Annotated in this window: 22 protein-coding genes and 1 pseudogene; all 23 read left to right on the top strand. The window is 41.8% G+C overall.

The window, feature by feature from the left end:
- Positions 1-102 precede the first annotated feature (102 nt).
- The 23 genes and pseudogenes from LPAF129_RS09510 (at position 103) to LPAF129_RS09395 (ending at position 22447) form a co-directional block, all read left to right on the top strand.
- The gene (locus LPAF129_RS09510; RefSeq protein WP_244056614.1) at positions 103-546 is read left to right on the top strand and encodes an ASCH domain-containing protein; all 444 of its coding nucleotides are present in this window, start codon (positions 103-105) and stop codon (positions 544-546) included.
- Between the two features lie 53 nt (positions 547-599).
- Positions 600-1391 (top strand): alpha/beta fold hydrolase, encoded by a 792-nt coding sequence (locus LPAF129_RS09505; protein ID WP_244056610.1) that lies wholly within the window; start codon positions 600-602, stop codon positions 1389-1391.
- A gap of 70 nt (positions 1392-1461) precedes the next feature.
- Complete coding sequence (locus tag LPAF129_RS09500) at positions 1462-2028, top strand: STM3941 family protein (RefSeq protein ID WP_244056607.1); 567 nt, start codon at positions 1462-1464, stop codon at positions 2026-2028.
- Positions 2029-2117: 89 nt separating this feature from the next.
- Positions 2118-3179, top strand: a complete 1062-nt coding sequence (locus LPAF129_RS09495; RefSeq protein ID WP_244056604.1) for a D-alanine--D-alanine ligase family protein — start codon at positions 2118-2120, stop codon at positions 3177-3179.
- Positions 3180-3325: 146 nt separating this feature from the next.
- Entirely contained in the window at positions 3326-3922 is a 597-nt protein-coding gene (locus LPAF129_RS09490) for a histidine phosphatase family protein (RefSeq protein WP_244056601.1), read from the top strand.
- 134 nt (positions 3923-4056) lie between these two features.
- A complete protein-coding gene (locus LPAF129_RS09485; RefSeq protein ID WP_244056648.1) occupies positions 4057-4848 on the top strand; it encodes a tyrosine-protein phosphatase in 792 nt (263 codons plus the stop codon).
- 124 nt (positions 4849-4972) lie between these two features.
- On the top strand, positions 4973-6061 hold the full coding sequence (locus LPAF129_RS09480; RefSeq protein ID WP_244056599.1) for a glycosyltransferase: 1089 nt from the start codon (positions 4973-4975) through the stop codon (positions 6059-6061).
- Positions 6062-6124: 63 nt separating this feature from the next.
- Positions 6125-6808, top strand: a complete 684-nt coding sequence (locus tag LPAF129_RS09475) for an MgtC/SapB family protein (protein WP_244056597.1) — start codon at positions 6125-6127, stop codon at positions 6806-6808.
- 32 nt (positions 6809-6840) lie between these two features.
- On the top strand, positions 6841-8040 hold the full coding sequence (locus LPAF129_RS09470; RefSeq protein ID WP_244056593.1) for an SAM-dependent methyltransferase: 1200 nt from the start codon (positions 6841-6843) through the stop codon (positions 8038-8040).
- Between the two features lie 414 nt (positions 8041-8454).
- Positions 8455-8769 (top strand): YdcP family protein, encoded by a 315-nt coding sequence (locus LPAF129_RS09465; RefSeq protein ID WP_000420682.1) that lies wholly within the window; start codon positions 8455-8457, stop codon positions 8767-8769.
- A gap of 15 nt (positions 8770-8784) precedes the next feature.
- A complete protein-coding gene (locus LPAF129_RS09460; RefSeq protein WP_000985015.1) occupies positions 8785-9171 on the top strand; it encodes a YdcP family protein in 387 nt (128 codons plus the stop codon).
- Between the two features lie 28 nt (positions 9172-9199).
- The gene (locus LPAF129_RS09455) at positions 9200-10585 is read left to right on the top strand and encodes an FtsK/SpoIIIE domain-containing protein (protein ID WP_244056591.1); all 1386 of its coding nucleotides are present in this window, start codon (positions 9200-9202) and stop codon (positions 10583-10585) included.
- Positions 10586-10762: 177 nt separating this feature from the next.
- Positions 10763-11968, top strand: coding sequence for a MobT family relaxase (mobT, locus tag LPAF129_RS09445; protein ID WP_000398284.1), 1206 nt, complete (start codon positions 10763-10765; stop codon positions 11966-11968).
- Positions 11969-12010: 42 nt separating this feature from the next.
- Complete coding sequence (locus LPAF129_RS09440) at positions 12011-12232, top strand: hypothetical protein (RefSeq protein ID WP_001009056.1); 222 nt, start codon at positions 12011-12013, stop codon at positions 12230-12232.
- A 116-nt stretch (positions 12233-12348) separates the two neighbouring features.
- Complete coding sequence (locus LPAF129_RS09435) at positions 12349-12846, top strand: antirestriction protein ArdA (protein ID WP_000342539.1); 498 nt, start codon at positions 12349-12351, stop codon at positions 12844-12846.
- A gap of 88 nt (positions 12847-12934) precedes the next feature.
- Positions 12935-13327: a conjugal transfer protein gene (locus tag LPAF129_RS09430; protein ID WP_000723888.1), complete on the top strand. Its 393-nt coding sequence runs from the start codon at positions 12935-12937 to the stop codon at positions 13325-13327.
- Positions 13311-15758 (top strand): conjugal transfer ATPase TcpF, encoded by a 2448-nt coding sequence (tcpF, locus tag LPAF129_RS09425; protein ID WP_244056589.1) that lies wholly within the window; start codon positions 13311-13313, stop codon positions 15756-15758. Before LPAF129_RS09430 ends, tcpF begins: the two co-directional genes overlap by 17 nt.
- A gap of 2 nt (positions 15759-15760) precedes the next feature.
- Positions 15761-17938, top strand: coding sequence for a CD3337/EF1877 family mobilome membrane protein (locus LPAF129_RS09420; protein WP_000804748.1), 2178 nt, complete (start codon positions 15761-15763; stop codon positions 17936-17938).
- Positions 17935-18936 (top strand): bifunctional lytic transglycosylase/C40 family peptidase, encoded by a 1002-nt coding sequence (locus tag LPAF129_RS09415; protein WP_000769868.1) that lies wholly within the window; start codon positions 17935-17937, stop codon positions 18934-18936. Before LPAF129_RS09420 ends, LPAF129_RS09415 begins: the two co-directional genes overlap by 4 nt.
- The gene (locus LPAF129_RS09410) at positions 18933-19865 is read left to right on the top strand and encodes a conjugal transfer protein (RefSeq protein WP_001224318.1); all 933 of its coding nucleotides are present in this window, start codon (positions 18933-18935) and stop codon (positions 19863-19865) included. Before LPAF129_RS09415 ends, LPAF129_RS09410 begins: the two co-directional genes overlap by 4 nt.
- A gap of 313 nt (positions 19866-20178) precedes the next feature.
- Positions 20179-20226 (top strand): annotated as a pseudogene (locus LPAF129_RS11315) (hypothetical protein); the annotation flags it as partial.
- Positions 20227-20241: 15 nt separating this feature from the next.
- Positions 20242-22161 carry a tetracycline resistance ribosomal protection protein Tet(M) gene (gene tet(M) / locus LPAF129_RS09400; RefSeq protein WP_000691749.1) on the top strand — a complete coding sequence of 640 codons (1920 nt, stop codon included), beginning with the start codon at positions 20242-20244 and terminating at the stop codon, positions 22159-22161.
- Positions 22162-22279: 118 nt separating this feature from the next.
- Positions 22280-22447 carry a cysteine-rich KTR domain-containing protein gene (locus LPAF129_RS09395; protein ID WP_000336323.1) on the top strand — a complete coding sequence of 56 codons (168 nt, stop codon included), beginning with the start codon at positions 22280-22282 and terminating at the stop codon, positions 22445-22447.
- Positions 22448-22564: the final 117 nt, after the last annotated feature.

Below are 22564 nucleotides of genomic sequence, written 5' to 3'. Positions count from 1 at the left end.
CCAGTATGCCTATAATTAACAGTATAAAAAGGCTTTCATGCTGCTGCGCTCACACCAACCAAACTAACGGGCACTAACGCGTGAAAGAGTAGGGGAGAAAAGATGAACACTGTAAGTCAAGAATTTTGGACAGAATTTTGTCAAAAACACCAGTTAGCTCCGGAGACCAAAGTGTCTGCTTGGAGTTTTGGGACCGACGCCGACCACTTAGCCGATTTAGTCAAAAAAGGAATCAAAACCGCGACGACTTCGGGGTTTGAACTCTATGTTTTTGATCAGGAGCCTTTGCCGCAAGTTGGTGAGTATAACCTGATTTTAGATAGTCACGACCAACCTGTTTGCGTGACCCAAACCGAAGTCGTTGAAGTTGTCCCGTTCAAGTATATTTCAGCGGAGCACGCTTACCACGAAGGAGAAGGTGACCGTTCGTATGATTACTGGCACCGCGTCCACGTGGACTTTTTCACCCAGGAATATGCTGACTATCGGGCGACGTTTACGCCTGAATCAAAGTGTGTCTGCGAAGTCTTTACAGTGATCGATTAGAAAAAAATTACATGATCAAAATAGGTCGAACCTGACCGCTGGAGGCATGAAAAATGGACTTTTATACGAGTGATAATGTACGACTAGAATATGATGATCAAGGTAGCGGCCAAGCAGTGATCATGTTGTGCGGCATGGGTGGCAACCGCGTGATTTGGCACGACCAAGTGACCGCCTTATTAGCGGCTGGTTACCGAGTAATCAACATCGATTGCCGGAATCAAGGAGCTTCCGAGCACACGACTAAGGGCTTGCGAATCTTTCGTCATGCGATGGACTTACGGGAAATTTTGGAAGCCTTAGAAATTAAACGACCAGTCCTGTTGGGAAATTCAATGGGAGCGGCCACCATGTTTGCCTACGCTTCTTTATTTGGAACGAAAGATGTGGCAGCCTTGATCGACGTGGATCAAAGTCCGAAGATGATCGGGGACATTAGCTGGCCTTATAACTATATGAACTACTTGACCTGGGAAAATTTCCACGAAAGTTTTGCGCACCTCGCTCAGTCACCCACTTATAAAAATTTAGGTGACGAAACCTACCGTTTGAATAAGGAAGCGCGGCAAAAGTATCCCTATGATGCCCAGCTCAACTTGCCATTTGTCAAAGACCATGCCTTTCAAGATTGGCGTGATGTGATCAGTGAACTGACCTGTCCGTTCCTAGTGGTCGTGGGAAAACAATCCCCTTACTTCAACTATCGCTTCGCTCCGGGTGTGGCTGCTTTAGCACCGCACGGGGATTACAAAGTGATTGAAGAATGCGGGCACATCGTGATGGCAGAGCAACCCGCTGCCTTTAATGAAGTCTTGTTTGAATTTTTGCACACTAATGAATTGTAAGACGCAGAGAAGCCGAGTTTGATTGTCATGATCATGCTGGGCTTTTTCCATGTTAATGGAGGGAATTAAAATGCAGACAACAGAAACGTTCACGGTCTACCAAGCAAAAGGCCGCCAAGTCTTCTTGCTCTTTTTGGATAGTTTGTTAGTGTCGTTGAACTTGTTCGTGATTTATCTGGGCTGGCTGGGTGAGTCCTTGTCATACCGGATCGTGGGCGGTTGCGGGACAGTTTTGTTTGTCGTGTGGGGCGGCTTGTTAATGCGCTATTTTTTTAAAGGCAAGATCTTGGTTCAATTGACGACGGAGGGCTTTTATGATTATTCTAGCTTAGCGGCTACTGGCCAGCTGCTGATCAGGTGGGAGGACGTCAGCGACATCCAAGAAATAACCTTTGGCGGGCAAACTTTTGTCAGCGTGAAGTTGGTCAATGAAGCGGACTACCTGGCACATTTGTCGGCATACAAGCGCTGGTTAGGGCAAGCAAATACCAAACTGACTGGAACACCAGTGAATTTAGTCCTGCAGACAGCGCGTTTTATGACTGCCGGGGAGTTGCTGGAACGGATGACTGCTGATTGGAAACAAGCAGTTGGGTCCCCTGAAAAAGATGGGTTCGCGGAGTCAAAAGATGAATAAATTTTATGTGGTGATGAACAAAATTCTCTTTGACCGCCAGATTTTTATGGTATACTTAAGGTTCAAATAAATCTGGAGGTGTTCAACCTATGAAAATCGTAGTTTTATCAGGTGGACGCAGTACCGAACGGAACGTTTCAATTTCAAGTGGCTACCGCATTACCAATACTTTGCGGGAGAAAGGCCACCAAGCAACATATATCGACCTATTTTTGGGGTATGACTTACCTGCAGGTGCGAATGTCGACTCAGTTTTTGAGGATGCTAATACGAGTAAGGATTTAGTGATCTCAGATGCGATCCTGACTGATGCCGATGTGAATGCCCTGCGTGAAGATGGTTCAACTCAGTTATTTGGACCAAATGTGTTAGAGATTTGTCGGGCTTGCGACATTGTTTTCTTGGCATTGCATGGCGGCGATGGAGAAAATGGGAAGGTCCAAGCAGTCTTAGATCTCAACAACATTAAATATACCGGCAGTGGCGTGATCGCCAGCGGTAATTGTATGAACAAGGCCTACAGTAAGAAGTTAATGCTGCAAGACCAGATTCCAACAGCTGCTTATGTTGAAATCAAACGCGAAGACGGTGTGAAAGACCACCAGCTTCCATTTGACTATCCAGTTGTTGTGAAACCAACTTCTGGCGGCTCATCAGTCGGCACACATATCGTCCATGACGCAGCTGAACTAGAAGCTAGTTTGGTGGATGTTTTCCGGTTTGACGTGAGTGCGATGGTCGAAGAATTTATCGAAGGCCGTGAGTTCTCCTTGGGAGTTGTGAATGGTTATACTTATCCAGCAATTGAAATCAAAGTCAACGATGGTTGGTATGATTTCGAACATAAATTCCAAGATGGTTATACTGAATTTATCACTCCGCCAACAGATTTGGAACCTGGAGTGCACGATAAAATGAAGCAGATGGCCCTGGCCACCATGGATTCGCTTGGCTTACAAAACTACGGACGCATCGACTTTTTGGTCAATGGTCAGGATGTCTGGGTCATTGAAGGCAATAATTTACCAGGGATGACACCACATTCCTTGTTACCGCAAGAAGCTGAAAACGATGGTGTTTCATACGGCGATTTAGTCGAAGACATTATTGAAGGCAAGCTGAAGCTGTATGCGGAAGGCTTAAACAATTAAAATAGTAGATTGAACGCGTCATTTTCTCAGCTGAGAGGATGGCGTGTTTTTTTAAAATGAAAGCAGGTCAGTCCTCGTGCATCTAGCTTGAAATCACCGGAGATTTGGACAATAATGAAAACTAGCGAAAAAAGGAGAGAAAGTAAATGCCGATTTTGTACATTGTCAGACACGGCCAAAGTCAGGCCAACGCCCACCAGATCATGCAGGGTGCCCAGGTTAATACCCCGTTGAGCACCAAAGGGCAAAACCAGGCCCGCCAAACTGCCGCTAAGTTGAGTGAAGTGGAGTTCACGGCAATTTTTGCCAGTCCTTTAGCACGGGCAGCCCAAACGGCACAAATCATTCGACCAGACCAAACAGTGACTTATGACTGGCGTTTGCGGGAATTTGATTACGGTCAGTGGGATGGCCAGCTGACCTGGAAATTACGGCAGGACCATCCGCAATTTTTTGACGAAAATCAGAATTTACTGCCAGGTTCTCAAGTCTTATCAGGCGGAGAGACTCACGCCCAGGCGCTGGCCCGCTTACGGTCATTTTTCCAGACGACGGTTAGCAGCTTGCCAAGCGATGCCCGGGTGCTGATTGTGAGTCACGGCTATACGATCAAACTGATCGTAGCACTGCTTTTAGGCCTAGACGACCAGCACGTGGCGACGCTCAATGAACCGGATAATGCGGGTGTCACGAAAATTAGCTGGTCAACTAAAACACAAACTCTGCTGGCCTATAATCAATAGTTAGTGCATCTAACTAGCTATTTAGGCAGGATTTGTGGTAAATTAACAAGAAGCATGACCTAACCTGGCTAAGGACAGTGGCGTTTTTAGCAGAGGTCAGTGGTGGTTTTACGATCGAAGGAGAGAAACGAACCATGATGCCAGAGAGATTACTAATCAAAAATGGAGTAAACTTTAGAGAATTAGGCGGTTATCAGACGACGACCGGCCAACAGATCCGGAAACGAAAATTGTTACGGTCCGCGGCTTTAAGTCAGCTGTCTACAGAAGATTTAAATTACTTGGGCGAGTACGGATTGAAGTATGATATTGATTTCCGTTCGCCGCAAGAACGACAAAAACAGCCTGACCGTTTACCAGACCAAGCCAATTATTATTTTGCGCCAGTCTTTACGGTCGATCAAACTAGAAGTCAAGACGATGCGCGGCAACACGATCAACGCTTATTAAATGAAGAAAATGCCGGCTTTAAACAAATGTTAGATGCGTACAATGATATTGTTTTATCGGCTAATGCAAAGAAGGCCTACCGTCAATTCTTCGATTTGCTGCTGGCAAATGACGCACCAGACCAGTCAGTGATTTTTCACTGTTCTGCAGGTAAGGACCGGACGGGGATGGGAGCAGTCTATGCTTTGACGGCGTTAGGAGTAGACCAAGCAACGATCAGGGCTGATTACCTGGCGTCAAACGTCTTTTTAAAAGAACGGTTTAAACCGATGGCTGACCGGGTACCAGTTGCCCAGCAAAATCCGATCTATCAGGAAAATATTCAAGCGTTAAGTACAGTTTCTGAAGAATACTTGGATTGTGCGTTAGGAACGATCCAGCGGGAAGCCGGATCATTAGAACATTATTTGGCAACAGAATTAGGGGTCACACCCGCACAACAGCGGGATTTGAAAAAAATATATCTGACAGATTAGGGGCCTGCGAAAGCGCGCCTCTTTTTTCAAAAACTGAGAATGGCACAGCTTCAAGTTTAGGGGGACTGAAATTGACGAGGATGATCAGCAAGCAATAGTCGCAGCCCAATTTGGAGGTGGCCGCATGAAAGTTTTATTTTGTTTAGAAAACTTACAGATGGATGGTGCACACCGTGCCACGATCGTCGTGGGCAATTACTTGTCGCGAATTTACGATGTGGCCTTTTATTCTTTGTCGACGATCGATTCTTATTTTGAACTGGAGGCGCCGTTACTGACGGCAAAGCGGCCTTATGATACCGGCCGCAGCTACCGGGGAGTCGACCCATTAACTGAATTTGCCCCTCAGATCCAAGATTTAATTGAGGTGATCCAGGCGGAACGGTTTGATGTGGTCGTTTTAACAGCGGGGACCCTGACTAGCTTTGCGCCAGTGATCAAAGAGGCATGTCCAACGGTCAGTTTGATTGCCTGGATGCATAATAATTTTCAGACTTACCTGAACCAGTATTACAAACAGATGCAAAGCGAATTTGTGGGTGGACTACGTGCAGTCGATACGATTTTAGCATTAACGCAGGTCGATGCTGACCAGTTTGTCCGCTATAACGCTAATACCGTTCGGTTGTATAATCCGCTAACACTGACGGCTGAGCAACCAGCTGACTTAGACCAGCAGGTGATCGCGATGGTTTGCCGCTTAGATATTGCGCATAAGGGCTTAGATCTATTGGTCAAGGTCGCGGCTTTATTACCAGATAACTGGCAGATCCGGGTCGCAGGGACTGGTCCGGATGAAGCTAAAGTCAAGGAACTGATCGCCGAAAACGGAGTGGAACAACAGCTGATTTTACGTGGGTCGTTGACCGACCAGGAGTTACAGCATCATTACCAACAAGCTTCGATTTTCTTGTTGACGTCGCGCTGGGAAGGCTTGCCATTGGTGGTGGGTGAAGCAATGACATTTGGTTTGCCGATCGTGGCAACCATTAATTCGGGGACCCAGGAGTATTTACAAGACAGTCGCTATGGAAAACTGGCCCAATTTGACGAACACGCTGTCTATCACGCCTTACGACCACTCTTGTTTAGCCGCACCCAACGGCAGTTGTGGGGGCAAACGGCCTTAAACCGCAGTGAAGAATTTAGCGGGGCTAAAATTATTGAGCAGTGGGTCCGGTTGTTAGAGAGCTTAATGGGCCGGAAAAAGTGAAAAATATGCTAGGATAATGAGTGAAGGAGACAAATCTTAGTTAAAGGAAGGTGACCCAATCTAATGTGGCAGAGTGCTGATTGGACGGTACGCCTGTTGGTGGCAGCGTTATGTGGCGGATTGATCGGCTTTGAACGATCCAAGCTCCGTAAAAGTGCGGGAATCCGGACGCATATGGTGGTCGCAGTGGCGGCTGCACTGATCATGTTGGTTTCAAAGTATGGCTTTGCTGATGTGGTTTCGACTAATGGAATCGACCTTGACCCCTCGCGGATCGCCGCTCAGATCGTGAGTGGGATCAGTTTTATCGGTGCTGGAACGATCCTGGTCCGGCGCTCACAAATTAGCGGCTTGACCACGGCCGCCGGTGTCTGGGCAGTGGCTGCGATCGGGATGGCAGTCGGAGCTGGTTTGTACGCTATCAGTCTGATCGCGACTTTAATGATCGTCTTAGTGCAACGCTATTTCCATGATGATTCGCTGATCAACGCCTTAATGCGCACGGTCCGGATGCGGCTGCACATTGAACTAAGCCCCGACCAAAAAACTGTGAATTTATTAAAGGATTATTTTGAGCAGCAAGGTGTCAAGGGTGTTTCGTTTAATTTATTGGCTATCAATGATAAAATGATCGTACTTGAATCTGACGCACTGGTAAACTATCGCTTTGATACCAACCGCTTCTTGTTTGAGCTCAAGCAGTTGCCAGGCGTTTTTATGGTGCAAGTTACAAATATGAAAGAATAGCTAGATTGAAAGACTTGGAGGAATATTTATAGATGTTAGAAAAGACAATTTATCGGAAACTTTTAAGTAACGCCTTCGATATTCCAGTGGCGGTAACTTATTGGGACGGCAAAAAGGAAATTTATGGCCAGGGAGCGCCGGAAGTCCAAGTTGAAATTCACCAGGCTTTTCCCTTAAAGGAATTGACTGCTGCTCCGACCTTGATCTTAGGTGAAGCATATATGAATGGAGACCTTGTCATTACTGGCGAGCACGGCATTCAGAAGTTGGTTGCGGCTGCTTTTCGGCAGTCCAACAGCTTTTTGCAGAAAAACTCATTTTTAAAGCATTTGCCTAAAATTTCTCATTCTAAATTAGCGTCAAGAGAAGACATTCAGAGTCATTACGACATTGGCAATGAGTTTTACCGGCTATGGCTCGACAAAACTATGACATATTCCTGCGCATACTTTGCCAATGAAGATGATAGTTTGGAACAAGCCCAGCTCAATAAAGTCCATCATATACTGAACAAATTGCAGCCCAAGCCAGGCGGTCGCCTCTTGGATATTGGTTCAGGCTGGGGCACAGTCTTATACATTGCTGCGGAAGAATATGGTGTCCACGCGACAGGTGTCACCTTGAGTCAGGAACAGTATAATTACACCAAACAACAAATTAAAGAACGTCATTTGGAAGATAAAGTTGAGGTTTATCTCCGCGATTACCGGGATTTAAGCGGTCAATATGACTACGTGACCTCGGTCGGGATGTTTGAACATGTCGGTAAAGAAAATTTGGGCGAGTACTTCGCAACGGTTAAAAAAATGCTGACACCAAATGGGCGAGCATTGATTCACGGCATTACTGGGCAACACCGGGGTGCCGGAGTTGATCCTTTTATTATCAAATATATTTTCCCAGGCGGCTACATTCCGAACGTGGCCGAAAACTTGGAACATATCATGGATGCCGGTTTGCAGCTGACAGATCTTGAACCGCTGCGCCGACACTACCAAAAGACACTGGAATGTTGGCAGGCTAACTTTCAAGCCAACTACACTATGATCCAAGGACGTTACGGGCAAAAATTTGCGCGGATGTGGGATCTATATTTGCAGGCCTGTGCGGCATCGTTTGAGGCGGGCAACATTGATGTGATCCAGTATCTGCTAGTCAACGGAACGAGTGGGACCGGGACACCAATGACTCGGCAATATATGTATGACGCCGACCAAAAAAATGTTAAGTAAATTATCAGCATAAGCGCAACAAAGAATTGCACCAGCAAGAGACTAAAAAAGGTCCTTTGCTGGTGCAATTTTTTGTTTAAAAATAGCATAAAAATCTAGTTATCCGCATAAAAACTGGACTTATCACACTTTATCAAGGTCAAAACCACTCAATTTACTACTAATTTACTACTTATGAATGAGCTTTGATACGACGATTTATCCTTGAAAAGTGAAGATATAAAGATACTTCCAATAAAATTTGAATATTTAATAGGTAGACACTTCAAAAAATGAGGTGTCTATTTTTTTACCCGATTTTGAAAGGAAGTGAACTTATGAAAACAAAAAATCAAGAATCAAAAGGTCGTTCCCCACTCTTTAAGACCATCAAACATTCATTCAGCCAATAAAAAAGAAAGGATAGGTAAAAATATGGAACTTAAATTTGTGATTCCCAACATGGAAAAAACATTCGGCAATTTAGAATTTGCTGGCGAGGATAAAGTCGTTCAGCGAAGAATCAACGGACGGCTAACTGTCTTATCAAGAAGCTATAATCTCTATTCTGATGTTCAAAGAGCAGATGATATTGTGGTGGTGCTTCCTGCTGAAGCTGGCGAAAAACATTTCGGCTTTGAGGAACGTGTGAAGTTAGTCAATCCACGTATTACCGCAGAGGGCTACAAAATCGGCACTCGTGGTTTTACAAATTACCTTTTACATGCTGACGACATGATAAAAGAATAAAGAAAGAGAGGAAAAATGATGAGATTAGCAAATGGCATTGTATTAGATAAAGACACGACTTTTGGAGAATTGAAATTCTCTGCTCTACGTCGTGAAGTGAGAATCCAAAATGAAGACGGGTCGGTTTCAGATGAAATCAAGGAACGTACCTATGACTTAAAATCCAAAGGACAAGGACGCATGATTCAAGTAAGTATTCCTGCCAGCGTGCCTTTGAAAGAGTTTGATTATAACGCACGGGTGGAACTTATCAATCCCATTGCGGACACCGTTGCTACTGCCACCTATCAAGGAGCAGATGTTGACTGGTATATCAAGGCAGACGATATTGTGCTGACAAAGGATTCTAGTTCATTCAAAGCTCAACCACAAGCAAAGAAAGAACCGACACAAGACAAATAGTCGCTAGGTAGAAAGGAGACTTTTTCGCATGAAACAGCGTGGTAAAAGGATTCGCCCATCTGGTAAAGATTTAGTCTTTCATTTTACGATAGCGTCACTCCTGCCTGTTTTCCTGCTGGTTGTCGGACTGTTTCATGTGAAGACAATCCAGCAGATCAACTGGCAGGATTTTAACCTATCACAAGCAGATAAGATTGACATTCCCTATTTAATTATCAGTTTCAGTGTCGCAATTCTTATCTGCTTGCTGGTAGCGTTTGTATTCAAACGGGTTCGCTATGATACGGTTAAACAACTTTACCACCGTCAAAAACTGGCAAAGATGATACTTGAAAACAAGTGGTATGAATCTGAACAGGTCAAAACAGAGGGTTTCTTTAAAGATAGTGCTGGTCGTACAAAGGAAAAGATAACCTACTTCCCTAAAATGTATTATCGACTTAAAAATGGCTTGATACAGATACGGGTGGAAATCACGCTGGGAAAATATCAAGACCAACTCTTACACTTGGAAAAGAAATTAGAGAGTGGCTTGTACTGTGAGCTGACGGATAAAGAGTTAAAGGATTCCTATGTGGAATATACTTTGCTCTATGACACCATAGCCAGTCGTATTTCTATTGATGAAGTAGAAGCTAAAGATGGTAAACTTCGCTTAATGAAAAACGTATGGTGGGAATATGATAAGCTCCCTCATATGTTGATTGCTGGTGGTACAGGTGGCGGTAAAACTTACTTTATACTGACACTGATTGAAGCCTTGCTTCATACAGATTCAAAACTGTATATTCTTGACCCGAAAAATGCTGACCTTGCGGACTTAGGTTCTGTGATGGCAAATGTCTACTATAGAAGAGAAGACTTGCTTTCTTGCATTGAAACATTCTATGAAGAAATGATGAAACGTAGTGAGGAAATGAAGCAGATGAAGAACTATAAGACTGGCAAAAATTATGCTTACTTAGGTCTCCCGGCACACTTCTTAATCTTTGATGAATACGTCGCTTTCATGGAAATGCTGGGAACAAAAGAAAACACCGCAGTTATGAATAAGCTGAAACAGATTGTCATGTTAGGTCGTCAAGCTGGCTTCTTTCTAATACTGGCTTGTCAACGTCCAGACGCAAAATATTTAGGCGACGGAATCCGTGATCAGTTTAATTTCAGAGTGGCTTTAGGTCGTATGTCTGAAATGGGCTATGGCATGATGTTTGGCAGTGACGTACAAAAGGATTTCTTCTTAAAGCGAATCAAAGGTCGTGGCTATGTTGATGTAGGAACAAGTGTCATATCAGAGTTTTATACTCCCCTTGTACCAAAAGGATATGATTTCTTGGAGGAAATTAAAAAGTTATCCAACAGCAGACAGTCCACGCAGGCGACGTGCGAAGCGGAAGTCGCAGGTGTGGACTGATCTTGCTGGCTGGTGTGGCAATAGCCACGCCAGCACTTAACCCCCCGTATCTAACAGGGGGGTACAAATCGACAGGAAACAGTCAAAAAAACATTAGAAAATCCTTTGGTTACAAGGGATTTACAAAATTTCAGCGTATGTCAAATGGGCTTTAAAAGTTGACATACGCCTTTTTGATTGGAGGGATTTTTACTGAATGAACAAACTTGGTTACAGCATTTAAAAGAAAAACGCTTGGCTTATGGACTATCTCAAAACCGTTTAGCTGTTGCGACTGGTATTACAAGGCAGTATCTAAGCGATATTGAAACAGGAAAAGTCAAGCCATCAGAGGATTTACAGCAGTCCCTTTGGGAAGCTCTGGAACGCTTCAATCCCGACGCTCCCCTTGAAATGCTGTTTGATTATGTAAGGATTCGCTTTCCGACAACAGACGTACAGCAGGTGGTCGAAAACATCTTACAACTGAAACTGTCCTATTTTCTTCATGAGGACTATGGTTTCTATTCTTATTCAGAGCATTATGCTTTAGGCGACATATTCGTCCTTTGCTCCCATGAACTGGACAAAGGAGTTCTGGTGGAATTGAAAGGTCGTGGGTGCAGACAATTTGAAAGCTATCTTCTGGCACAACAAAGAAGCTGGTATGAGTTCTTTATGGACGTTTTGGTGGCTGGCGGTGTGATGAAACGCCTTGACCTTGCCATTAACGATAAGACAGGGATTTTGAATATCCCTGTACTCACTGAAAAGTGCCAACAGGAAGAATGTATCTCCGTCTTCCGCAGTTTTAAAAGCTATCGCAGTGGCGAACTGGTACGCAAAGAGGAAAAGGAATGTATGGGAAACACCCTCTATATCGGTTCATTACAAAGTGAAGTTTATTTCTGTATCTATGAAAAGGACTACGAGCAGTACAAGAAAAATGATATTCCCATTGAAGACGCAGAAGTAAAAAACCGTTTTGAGATTCGATTGAAAAATGAGCGTGCCTATTATGCAGTCCGTGATTTACTCGTCTATGACAATCCAGAGCATACCGCCTTTAAAATTATCAATCGGTATATCCGTTTTGTAGATAAAGACGATTCCAAACCTCGTTCTGATTGGAAACTGAATGAAGAATGGGCTTGGTTTATTGGGAACAATCGTGAACGATTAAAACTAACCACAAAACCAGAGCCTTACTCCTTCCAAAGGACGCTGAACTGGCTATCTCATCAAGTTGCCCCGACCTTAAAGGTTGCGATTAAACTTGATGAAATCAACCAGACGCAGGTTGTAAAAGACATTCTCGACCATGCGAAACTGACAGACCGACACAAGCAGATTTTGAAGCAACAGTCAGTAAAAGAACAGGACGTGATAACAACAAAAAAATAACTCAAATACAAATTCATTGAATATAGAGAGGAGAACATTTTTATGAATTTTGGACAAAACCTTTATAACTGGTTTCTATCAAACGCTCAATCACTGGTGCTTTTAGCAATCGTTGTGATTGGCTTGTATCTTGGCTTCAAGCGTGAGTTTAGCAAACTGATTGGCTTTTTAATTATTGCGATTATTGCGGTTGGCTTAGTCTTCAACGCTGCTGGAGTAAAAGACATTTTACTAGAGCTATTCAATCGCATTATTGGTGCTTAAATAAAACCGTTCTTTTGTGGAATATAAGTGGTTTTCTTATGTTCCGCAAAGGAATGGTACACCAAACGAAGTGCGGTAGGGATTTTTGAATCTCTACAAAGAAAGGACGTGAATATATGGACGATATGCAAGTCTATATTGCGAATTTAGGCAAATACAATGAGGGCGAATTGGTCGGTGCGTGGTTTACCTTTCCCATTGACTTTGAGGAAGTCAAAGAGAAAATCGGCTTGAATGATGAATATGAGGAATACGCCATTCATGACTACGAGTTACCCTTTACGGTTGACGAATACACTTCCATTGGCGAACTCAATCGACTATGGGAAATGGTATCGGAATTACCCGAAGAATTACAATCGGAGCTATCTGCTCTGCTCACTCATTTTTCAAGCATTGAAGAACTAAGCGAACATCAAGAGGATATTATCATTCATTCCGATTGTGATGATATGTATGACGTGGCACGCTACTACATTGAAGAAACGGGTGCTTTAGGCGAAGTACCAGCTAGTCTTCAAAACTATATTGATTATCAAGCCTATGGTCGGGATTTAGACCTTTCAGGAACGTTTATCTCAACCAATCATGGGATTTTTGAAATCGTCTATTAAATCTGTCGGTACATTACTACTGGCAGATTTTCTATTTTACGGGGTGGCTCAATCAGCTACCCCTATTTTTTATGAAAGGATTGATTACATGAAGAAAATACGAAGCTATACCAGTATCTGGTCTGTGGAAAAGGTACTGTATTCTATCAATGATTTTAGACTTCCGTTTCCCATAACCTTTACGCAAATGACATGGTTTGTCGTGTCACTCTTTGCAGTGATGATACTTGGCAACTTGCCCCCTCTTTCCATGATAGAGGGAGCATTTCTCAAATACTTTGGGATTCCTGTGGCTTTCACATGGTTTATGTCTACAAAAACTTTTGATGGTAAAAAGCCTTATGGATTTTTGAAGTCTGTCATTGCTTATGCACTGCGACCAAAGCTGACCTATGCAGGAAAAAAAGTAACGCTTGGCAGAAACCAGCCACAAGAAGCCATTACAGCAGTTAGGAGTGAATTTTATGGCATATCCAATTAAATACATTGAAAACAATCTCGTCTGGAATAAAGACGGGGAATGTTATGCTTACTATGAGCTTGTTCCTTACAATTACTCATTTCTAAGTCCAGAACAGAAAATACAAGTGCATGATTCTTTCAGACAGCTTATCGCACAAAATCGTGATGGCAAAATTCATGCTTTACAAATCAGTACAGAATCCAGCATACGTTCTGCACAAGAGCGTTCCAAAAATGAAGTCACTGGCAAGCTCAAAGCGGTTGCCTATGACAAAATCGACCAACAGACAGACGCTTTAATATCCATGATTGGCGAAAATCAAGTGAACTACCGTTTCTTTATCGGCTTTAAGTTGCTTCTCAACGATCAGGAGTTTTCTATGAAAAGTCTTACCGTTGAAGCAAAAAATGCTTTGTCTGATTTTGTCTATGATGTGAACCATAAGCTGATGGGCGATTTTGTTAGTATGAGTAATGATGAAATCCTGCGTTTTCAGAAGATGGAAAAGCTCTTAGAAAATAAAATCTCTCGTCGTTTCAAAATCCGCAGGTTAGATAAGGACGACTTCGGCTATCTGATTGAACACCTTTACGGACAGACAGGCACTGCCTATGAAGAGTATGAGTACCATCTATCAAAGAAAAAGCTGGATAATGAAACGCTGATTAAATACTATGACTTGATTAAGCCTACTCGCTGTTTGGTGGAAGAAAAACAGCGATATTTGAAAATCCAGCAGGAAGATGAAACCGTCTATGTAGCTTACTTTACCATTAACAGCATTGTCGGAGAACTGGACTTCCCGTCCTCTGAAATCTTCTACTACCAGCAACAGCAATTTACATTCCCGATTGATACGTCAATGAATGTGGAAATTGTAGCGAATCGTAAAGCCCTATCTACTGTCCGCAATAAAAAGAAAGAACTGAAAGACTTGGATAACCACGCTTGGCAAAGTGATAATGAAACCAGCTCCAATGTGGCGGAAGCTCTGGAAAGTGTGAATGAGCTGGAAACCAATTTAGACCAAAGCAAGGAATCTATGTACAAGCTGTCTTATGTGGTAAGGGTATCAGCAAATGATCTTGACGAACTCAAACGTCGTTGTAATGAAGTGAAAGATTTTTATGACGATTTAAGCGTAAAACTGGTACGACCATTTGGGGATATGCTCGGCTTACATGAAGAATTTTTACCTGCCAGCAAGCGTTATATGAATGATTATATTCAATACGTGACCTCTGATTTCCTCGCTGGTTTAGGTTTTGGTGCTACTCAAATGCTGGGGGAAAATGAGGGGATTTATGTTGGCTACAGCTTAGATACTGGACGCAATGTCTATCTGAAACCTGCTCTTGCCAGTCAAGGGGTTAAGGGTTCAGTAACCAATGCGTTAGCGTCGGCTTTTGTTGGTTCGCTGGGTGGTGGTAAATCCTTTGCGAATAACCTTATCGTCTATTATGCGGTGCTTTATGGGGCACAAGCAGTGATTGTAGACCCAAAAGCAGAACGTGGCAGATGGAAAGAAACCTTGCCAGAGATTTCCCATGAAATCAATATCGTCACTCTGACTTCTGATGAGAAAAACAAAGGCTTACTTGACCCTTATGTGATTATGAAAAATCCCAAAGATTCTGAATCACTGGCTATTGATATTCTGACATTCCTTATGGGGATTTCCTCTCGTGATGGGGAACGCTTCCCAATCCTTAGAAAAGCCATTCGTGCAGTAACCAATAGTGAAGTACGAGGGTTGATGAAAGTGATTGAGGAATTACGGGTTGAGAATACGCCACTAAGTACCAGTATAGCCGACCATATCGAAAGTTTTACAGACTATGACTTTGCACATTTATTATTCAGTAATGGTTATGTGGAGCAGTCTATCAGCTTAGAAAAACAACTGAACATTATACAGGTTGCGGACTTGGTACTTCCCGACAAGGAAACTTCCTTTGAGGAATATACCACTATGGAGCTTTTATCCGTTGCTATGCTGATTGTCATTAGTACCTTTGCTTTAGACTTTATCCATACAGACCGAAGCATTTTCAAGATTGTAGATTTAGACGAAGCATGGAGCTTTTTACAGGTAGCACAAGGAAAAACACTATCTATGAAGCTGGTTCGGGCTGGTCGTGCTATGAACGCTGGGGTATATTTCGTGACCCAAAATACAGACGACCTCTTAGATGAAAAACTGAAAAATAACCTCGGCTTAAAATTTGCATTTCGTTCCACTGACCTTAACGAGATTAAAAAGACCTTAGCCTTTTTTGGTGTAGACCCAGAGGACGAAAACAATCAGAAGCGATTGCGTGATTTGGAAAACGGGCAATGCCTTATCAGTGATTTATATGGTTGTGTCGGTGTGATACAGTTCCACCCTGTATTTGAAGAACTGCTCCATGCCTTTGATACCAGACCACCTGTGCGAAAAGAGGTGTAAATGTGAAACCATCAATAGTAAACAGAATAAAATCAAACTGGACGCTGAAACGTCTAGGTAAAGTGGCAATGACAGTGGCTTTCACACTTGTGATTGCCATTTTTCTTTTAGCCATGCTGGGAACGGTGGTTCAAGCTGCGGGCTTGGTAGATGATACGGTCAATGTGGCAAATGAATACAGCCGATACCCACTTGAAAACTATCAACTGGATTTTTATGTGGATAATAGCTGGGGCTGGCTTCCGTGGAACTGGTCGGACGGGATTGGAAAACAGGTCATGTATGGACTATATGCCATTACCAATTTTATTTGGACAATCAGTTTGTATGTTTCCAATGCGACAGGTTACTTAGTACAGGAAGCCTATTCCTTAGACTTCATTTCCGCTACAGCAGATTCCATTGGTAAGAATATGCAGACCTTAGCTGGTGTGAGTGCAAACGGATTTTCAACAGAGGGTTTCTATGTTGGATTCCTCTTACTCTTGATTTTGGTTCTTGGGGTTTATGTTGCCTATACGGGACTGATAAAGAGAGAAACCACAAAGGCAATTCATGCCATTATGAATTTTGTGCTGGTGTTTATCCTATCGGCTTCCTTTATTGCCTACGCTCCCGACTACATTAAAAAAATCAATGACTTTTCATCAGACATCAGTAATGCCAGTTTATCACTTGGCACGAAGATTGTCATGCCCCATTCCGATAGTCAAGGCAAGGACAGCGTGGACTTAATCAGAGATAGCCTGTTTTCCATACAGGTTCAGCAACCGTGGCTACTGCTTCAATACAACAGTTCAGACATTGAAAGTATCGGTATTGACCGTGTGGAAAGCCTGCTCTCCACCAGCCCAGATTCCAACAATGGCGAAGACAGAGAAAAAATTGTTGCGGAAGAAATTGAAGACAGAAGCAATACCAATCTAACCATTACAAAGACCATTAACCGTTTAGGTACAGTCTTCTTCCTATTTGTCTTCAATATTGGGATTTCCATATTTGTATTCCTATTAACAGGAATCATGATTTTCTCGCAGGTACTTTTTATCATCTATGCTATGTTTCTGCCTGTGAGCTTTATTTTAAGCATGATTCCATCATTTGATGGTATGTCAAAACGAGCCATAACAAAGCTCTTTAATACCATTTTGACACGAGCTGGAATCACATTGATTATTACGACAGCATTTAGTATTTCAACCATGCTCTATACCTTATCGGCTGGTTATCCGTTCTTTTTGATTGCTTTTCTACAGATTGTGACCTTTGCAGGAATCTACTTCAAGCTGGGCGATTTAATGAGTATGTTTTCTCTACAGAGTAACGATTCTCAAAGTGTGGGAAGTCGTGTGATGAGAAAACCTCGTATGCTTATGCACGCTCACATGCACCGTCTACAGCGGAAACTTGGACGTTCCATGACTACTCTAGGGGCTGGGTCTGCCATTGTTACAGGTAAAAAAGGACAGTCGGGTTCGGGGAGTTCTGCAAGGACACAAGCAGATCACTCCCGACCAGACGGAAAGGAAAAATCAACACTTGGAAAACGTATCGGTCAAACCATCGGTACAGTAGCTGATACCAAAGACAGAATGGTAGACACTGCTAGTGGTTTGAAAGAACAGGTTAAAGATTTGCCGACCAATGCAAGATATGCAGTATATCAAGGAAAATCCAAAGTAAAAGAGAATGTCCGTGATTTAACCAGTAGTATTTCTCAAACCAAAGCGGACAGAGCCAGTGGACGCAAGGAACAGCAGGAACAAAGGCGAAAAACCATTGCGAAGCGTCGCTCTGAAATGGAACAGGTCAAACAGAAAAAACAGCCTGCTTCTTCTGTTCATGAAAGACCGACTACAAGACAAGAACAATATCATGATGAACAGACCTCAAAACAGTCTAATATTCAGACTTCATATAAGGAATCTCAACAAGCCAAACAAGAGCGTCCAGCAGTTAAGTCCGATTTTTCAAGTCCAAAAGTGGAACGCCAAGGCAATACCGTTCAAGAAAAAACCGTTCAAAAGCCAGCAACTTCAACCACTACAGCAGATAGAACTTCACAACGTCCAATCACAAAAGAACGTCCGTCTACTGTTCAAAGAGTACCACTACAAAATACAAGAAGTAGACCACCAATCAAAACCGCCACCATTAAGAAAGTCGGTAAGAAACCATGAAGTTGAAAACTTTAGTGATTGGTGGTTCTGGATTATTCTTGATGGTCTTCTCACTGCTTCTGTTTGTTGCCATTTTATTTTCAGATGAACAGGACAGCGGAATTTCCAATATTCATTATGGAGGTGTGAATGTTTCCGCAGAAGTGCTGGCTCATAAGCCTATGGTAGAAAAATATGCCAAAGAATATGGCGTTGAAGAATATGTCAACATACTTCTTGCGATTATACAGGTGGAATCGGGCGGTACTGCGGAAGATGTTATGCAGTCCTCGGAATCCCTCGGTCTTCCACCTAATTCATTGAGTACAGAAGAATCCATTAAGCAAGGTGTGAAGTATTTCAGTGAATTATTAGCCAGTAGCGAAAGGCTCAGTGTAGATTTAGAATCGGTTATCCAGTCCTACAATTATGGTGGTGGTTTCTTAGGGTATGTGGCTAATCGTGGAAATAAATATACCTTTGAACTGGCTCAAAGTTTCTCAAAAGAGTATTCAGGTGGCGAAAAAGTGTCTTACCCCAATCCCATAGCCATACCTATCAATGGGGGCTGGCGATACAACTATGGCAATATGTTTTATGTGCAACTGGTAACGCAGTATCTTGTCACAACAGAGTTTGATGATGATACGGTACAAGCCATCATGGACGAAGCACTGAAATATGAGGGCTGGCGATACGTTTACGGTGGAGCTTCCCCGACTACTTCTTTTGATTGTAGCGGACTGACACAATGGACGTATGGAAAAGCTGGAATTAACTTACCACGAACCGCACAACAGCAATATGATGTGACCCAGCATATCCCACTATCGGAAGCACAAGCTGGCGATTTGGTTTTCTTTCATTCTACCTATAACGCTGGCTCTTATATTACTCATGTTGGGATATACCTTGGCAATAACCGTATGTTTCATGCAGGCGACCCAATCGGTTATGCCGACTTAACAAGCCCCTACTGGCAACAGCATTTAGTGGGAGCAGGACGAATCAAACAATGAGAAAGGAAGATTTAATGATGAAATTTAGAAAAAATCAGAATAAAGAAAAACAGATACCAAAGGAAAAGAAACCTCGTGTCTATAAGGTCAATCCTCATAAAAAGGTTGTGATTGCCTTGTGGGTACTTTTAGGGCTTAGTTTCAGCTTTGCGATATTCAAGCACTTTACAGCTATAGATACTCATACTATTCACGAAACAACTATCATAGAAAAGGAATACGTTGATACTCATCATGTAGAAAATTTTGTAGAGAACTTTGCGAAAGTCTACTATTCATGGGAGCAATCCGATAAGTCCATTGATAATCGAATGGAAAGTCTAAAAGGCTATCTGACAGATGAACTTCAAGCTCTCAATGTTGATACAGTACGCAAAGATATTCCTGTATCGTCTTCTGTAAGAGGATTTCAGATATGGACGGTAGAGCCAACTGGCGACAATGAGTTTAATGTAACCTACAGTGTAGACCAGCTCATTACAGAGGGAGAAAATACAAAGACCGTCCACTCTGCTTATATAGTGAGTGTCTATGTAGATGGTTCTGGAAATATGGTACTGGTTAAGAATCCGACCATTACCAACATACCTAAGAAATCAAGTTATAAACCAAAAGCCATTGAAAGTGAGGGGACGGTTGATTCCATTACAACCAATGAAATCAATGAGTTTTTAACGACGTTCTTCAAGCTCTATCCTACAGCGACAGCCAGTGAACTTTCCTACTATGTGAATGACGGGATATTAAAACCAATCGGAAAAGAGTACATCTTTCAAGAACTGGTAAATCCTATTCACAATCGTAAGGATAATCAAGTCACGGTATCGCTGACAGTGGAGTATATCGACCAGCAGACCAAAGCAACGCAGGTATCTCAATTTGATTTGGTACTTGAAAAGAACGGGAGTAATTGGAAGATTATAGAATAACAAATATTGGTACATTATTACAGCTATTTTGTAATCACGTACTCTCTTTGATAAAAAATTGGAGATTCCTTTACAAATATGCTCTTACGTGCTATTATTTAAGTATCTATTTAAAAGGAGTTAATAAATATGCGGCAAGGTATTATTAAATAAACTGTCAATTTGATAGCGGGAACAAATAATTGGATGTCCTTTTTTAGGAGGGCTTAGTTTTTTGTACCCAGTTTAAGAATACCTTTATCATGTGATTCTAAAGTATCCGGAGAATATCTGTATGCTTTGTATGCCTATGGTTATGCATAAAAATCCCAGTGATAAGAGTATTTATCACTGGGATTTTTATGCCCTTTTGGGCTTTTGAATGGAGGAAAATCACATGAAAATTATTAATATTGGAGTTTTAGCTCATGTTGATGCAGGAAAAACTACCTTAACAGAAAGCTTATTATATAACAGTGGAGCGATTACAGAATTAGGAAGCGTGGACAAAGGTACAACGAGGACGGATAATACGCTTTTAGAACGTCAGAGAGGAATTACAATTCAGACAGGAATAACCTCTTTTCAGTGGGAAAATACGAAGGTGAACATCATAGACACGCCAGGACATATGGATTTCTTAGCAGAAGTATATCGTTCATTATCAGTTTTAGATGGGGCAATTCTACTGATTTCTGCAAAAGATGGCGTACAAGCACAAACTCGTATATTATTTCATGCACTTAGGAAAATGGGGATTCCCACAATCTTTTTTATCAATAAGATTGACCAAAATGGAATTGATTTATCAACGGTTTATCAGGATATTAAAGAGAAACTTTCTGCCGAAATTGTAATCAAACAGAAGGTAGAACTGTATCCTAATGTGTGTGTGACGAACTTTACCGAATCTGAACAATGGGATACGGTAATAGAGGGAAACGATGACCTTTTAGAGAAATATATGTCCGGTAAATCATTAGAAGCATTGGAACTCGAACAAGAGGAAAGCATAAGATTTCAGAATTGTTCTCTGTTCCCTCTTTATCATGGAAGTGCAAAAAGTAATATAGGGATTGATAACCTTATAGAAGTTATTACTAATAAATTTTATTCATCAACACATCGAGGTCCGTCTGAACTTTGCGGAAATGTTTTCAAAATTGAATATACAAAAAAAAGACAACGTCTTGCATATATACGCCTTTATAGTGGAGTACTACATTTACGAGATTCGGTTAGAGTATCAGAAAAAGAAAAAATAAAAGTTACAGAAATGTATACTTCAATAAATGGTGAATTATGTAAGATTGATAGAGCTTATTCTGGAGAAATTGTTATTTTGCAAAATGAGTTTTTGAAGTTAAATAGTGTTCTTGGAGATACAAAACTATTGCCACAGAGAAAAAAGATTGAAAATCCGCACCCTCTACTACAAACAACTGTTGAACCGAGTAAACCTGAACAGAGAGAAATGTTGCTTGATGCCCTTTTGGAAATCTCAGATAGTGATCCGCTTCTACGATATTACGTGGATTCTACGACACATGAAATTATACTTTCTTTCTTAGGGAAAGTACAAATGGAAGTGATTAGTGCACTGTTGCAAGAAAAGTATCATGTGGAGATAGAACTAAAAGAGCCTACAGTCATTTATATGGAGAGACCGTTAAAAAATGCAGAATATACCATTCACATCGAAGTGCCGCCAAATCCTTTCTGGGCTTCCATTGGTTTATCTGTATCACCGCTTCCGTTGGGAAGTGGAATGCAGTATGAGAGCTCGGTTTCTCTTGGATACTTAAATCAATCATTTCAAAATGCAGTTATGGAAGGGATACGCTATGGTTGTGAACAAGGATTGTATGGTTGGAATGTGACGGACTGTAAAATCTGTTTTAAGTATGGCTTATACTATAGCCCTGTTAGTACCCCAGCAGATTTTCGGATGCTTGCTCCTATTGTATTGGAACAAGTCTTAAAAAAAGCTGGAACAGAATTGTTAGAGCCATATCTTAGTTTTAAAATTTATGCGCCACAGGAATATCTTTCACGAGCATACAACGATGCTCCTAAATATTGTGCGAACATCGTAGACACTCAATTGAAAAATAATGAGGTCATTCTTAGTGGAGAAATCCCTGCTCGGTGTATTCAAGAATATCGTAGTGATTTAACTTTCTTTACAAATGGACGTAGTGTTTGTTTAACAGAGTTAAAAGGGTACCATGTTACTACCGGTGAACCTGTTTGCCAGCCCCGTCGTCCAAATAGTCGGATAGATAAAGTACGATATATGTTCAATAAAATAACTTAGTGTATTTTATGTTGTTATATAAATATGGTTTCTTGTTAAATAAGATGAAATATTTTTTAATAAAGATTTGAATTAAAGTGTAAAGGAGGAGATAGTTATTATAAACTACAAGTGGATATTGTGTCCTGTATGTGGAAATAAAACACGATTAAAGATAAGGGAAGATACTGAATTAAAAAAATTCCCCCTCTATTGTCCGAAATGCAGACAAGAAAATTTAATTGAAATAAAGCAGTTCAAAGTAACTGTGATTACAGAGCCAGACGCAAAGACGCAGAGCCGATAAAATGGGGACTTTGTCAAATAGTGTTGATGGTCCTTGGAACTCTATCTTAAAGGTGGAGTTCTTTTTTTATACTTTGATAGCTAGTTTAAAGTGCTGGGGTGTGTGGCTGGGGCCAGC

It is taken from the genome of Ligilactobacillus pabuli, from assembly GCF_022836475.1.
GTDB classification, from domain to species: domain Bacteria; phylum Bacillota; class Bacilli; order Lactobacillales; family Lactobacillaceae; genus Ligilactobacillus; species Ligilactobacillus pabuli.
This window is presented reverse-complemented; position numbering and strand designations above follow the sequence as displayed.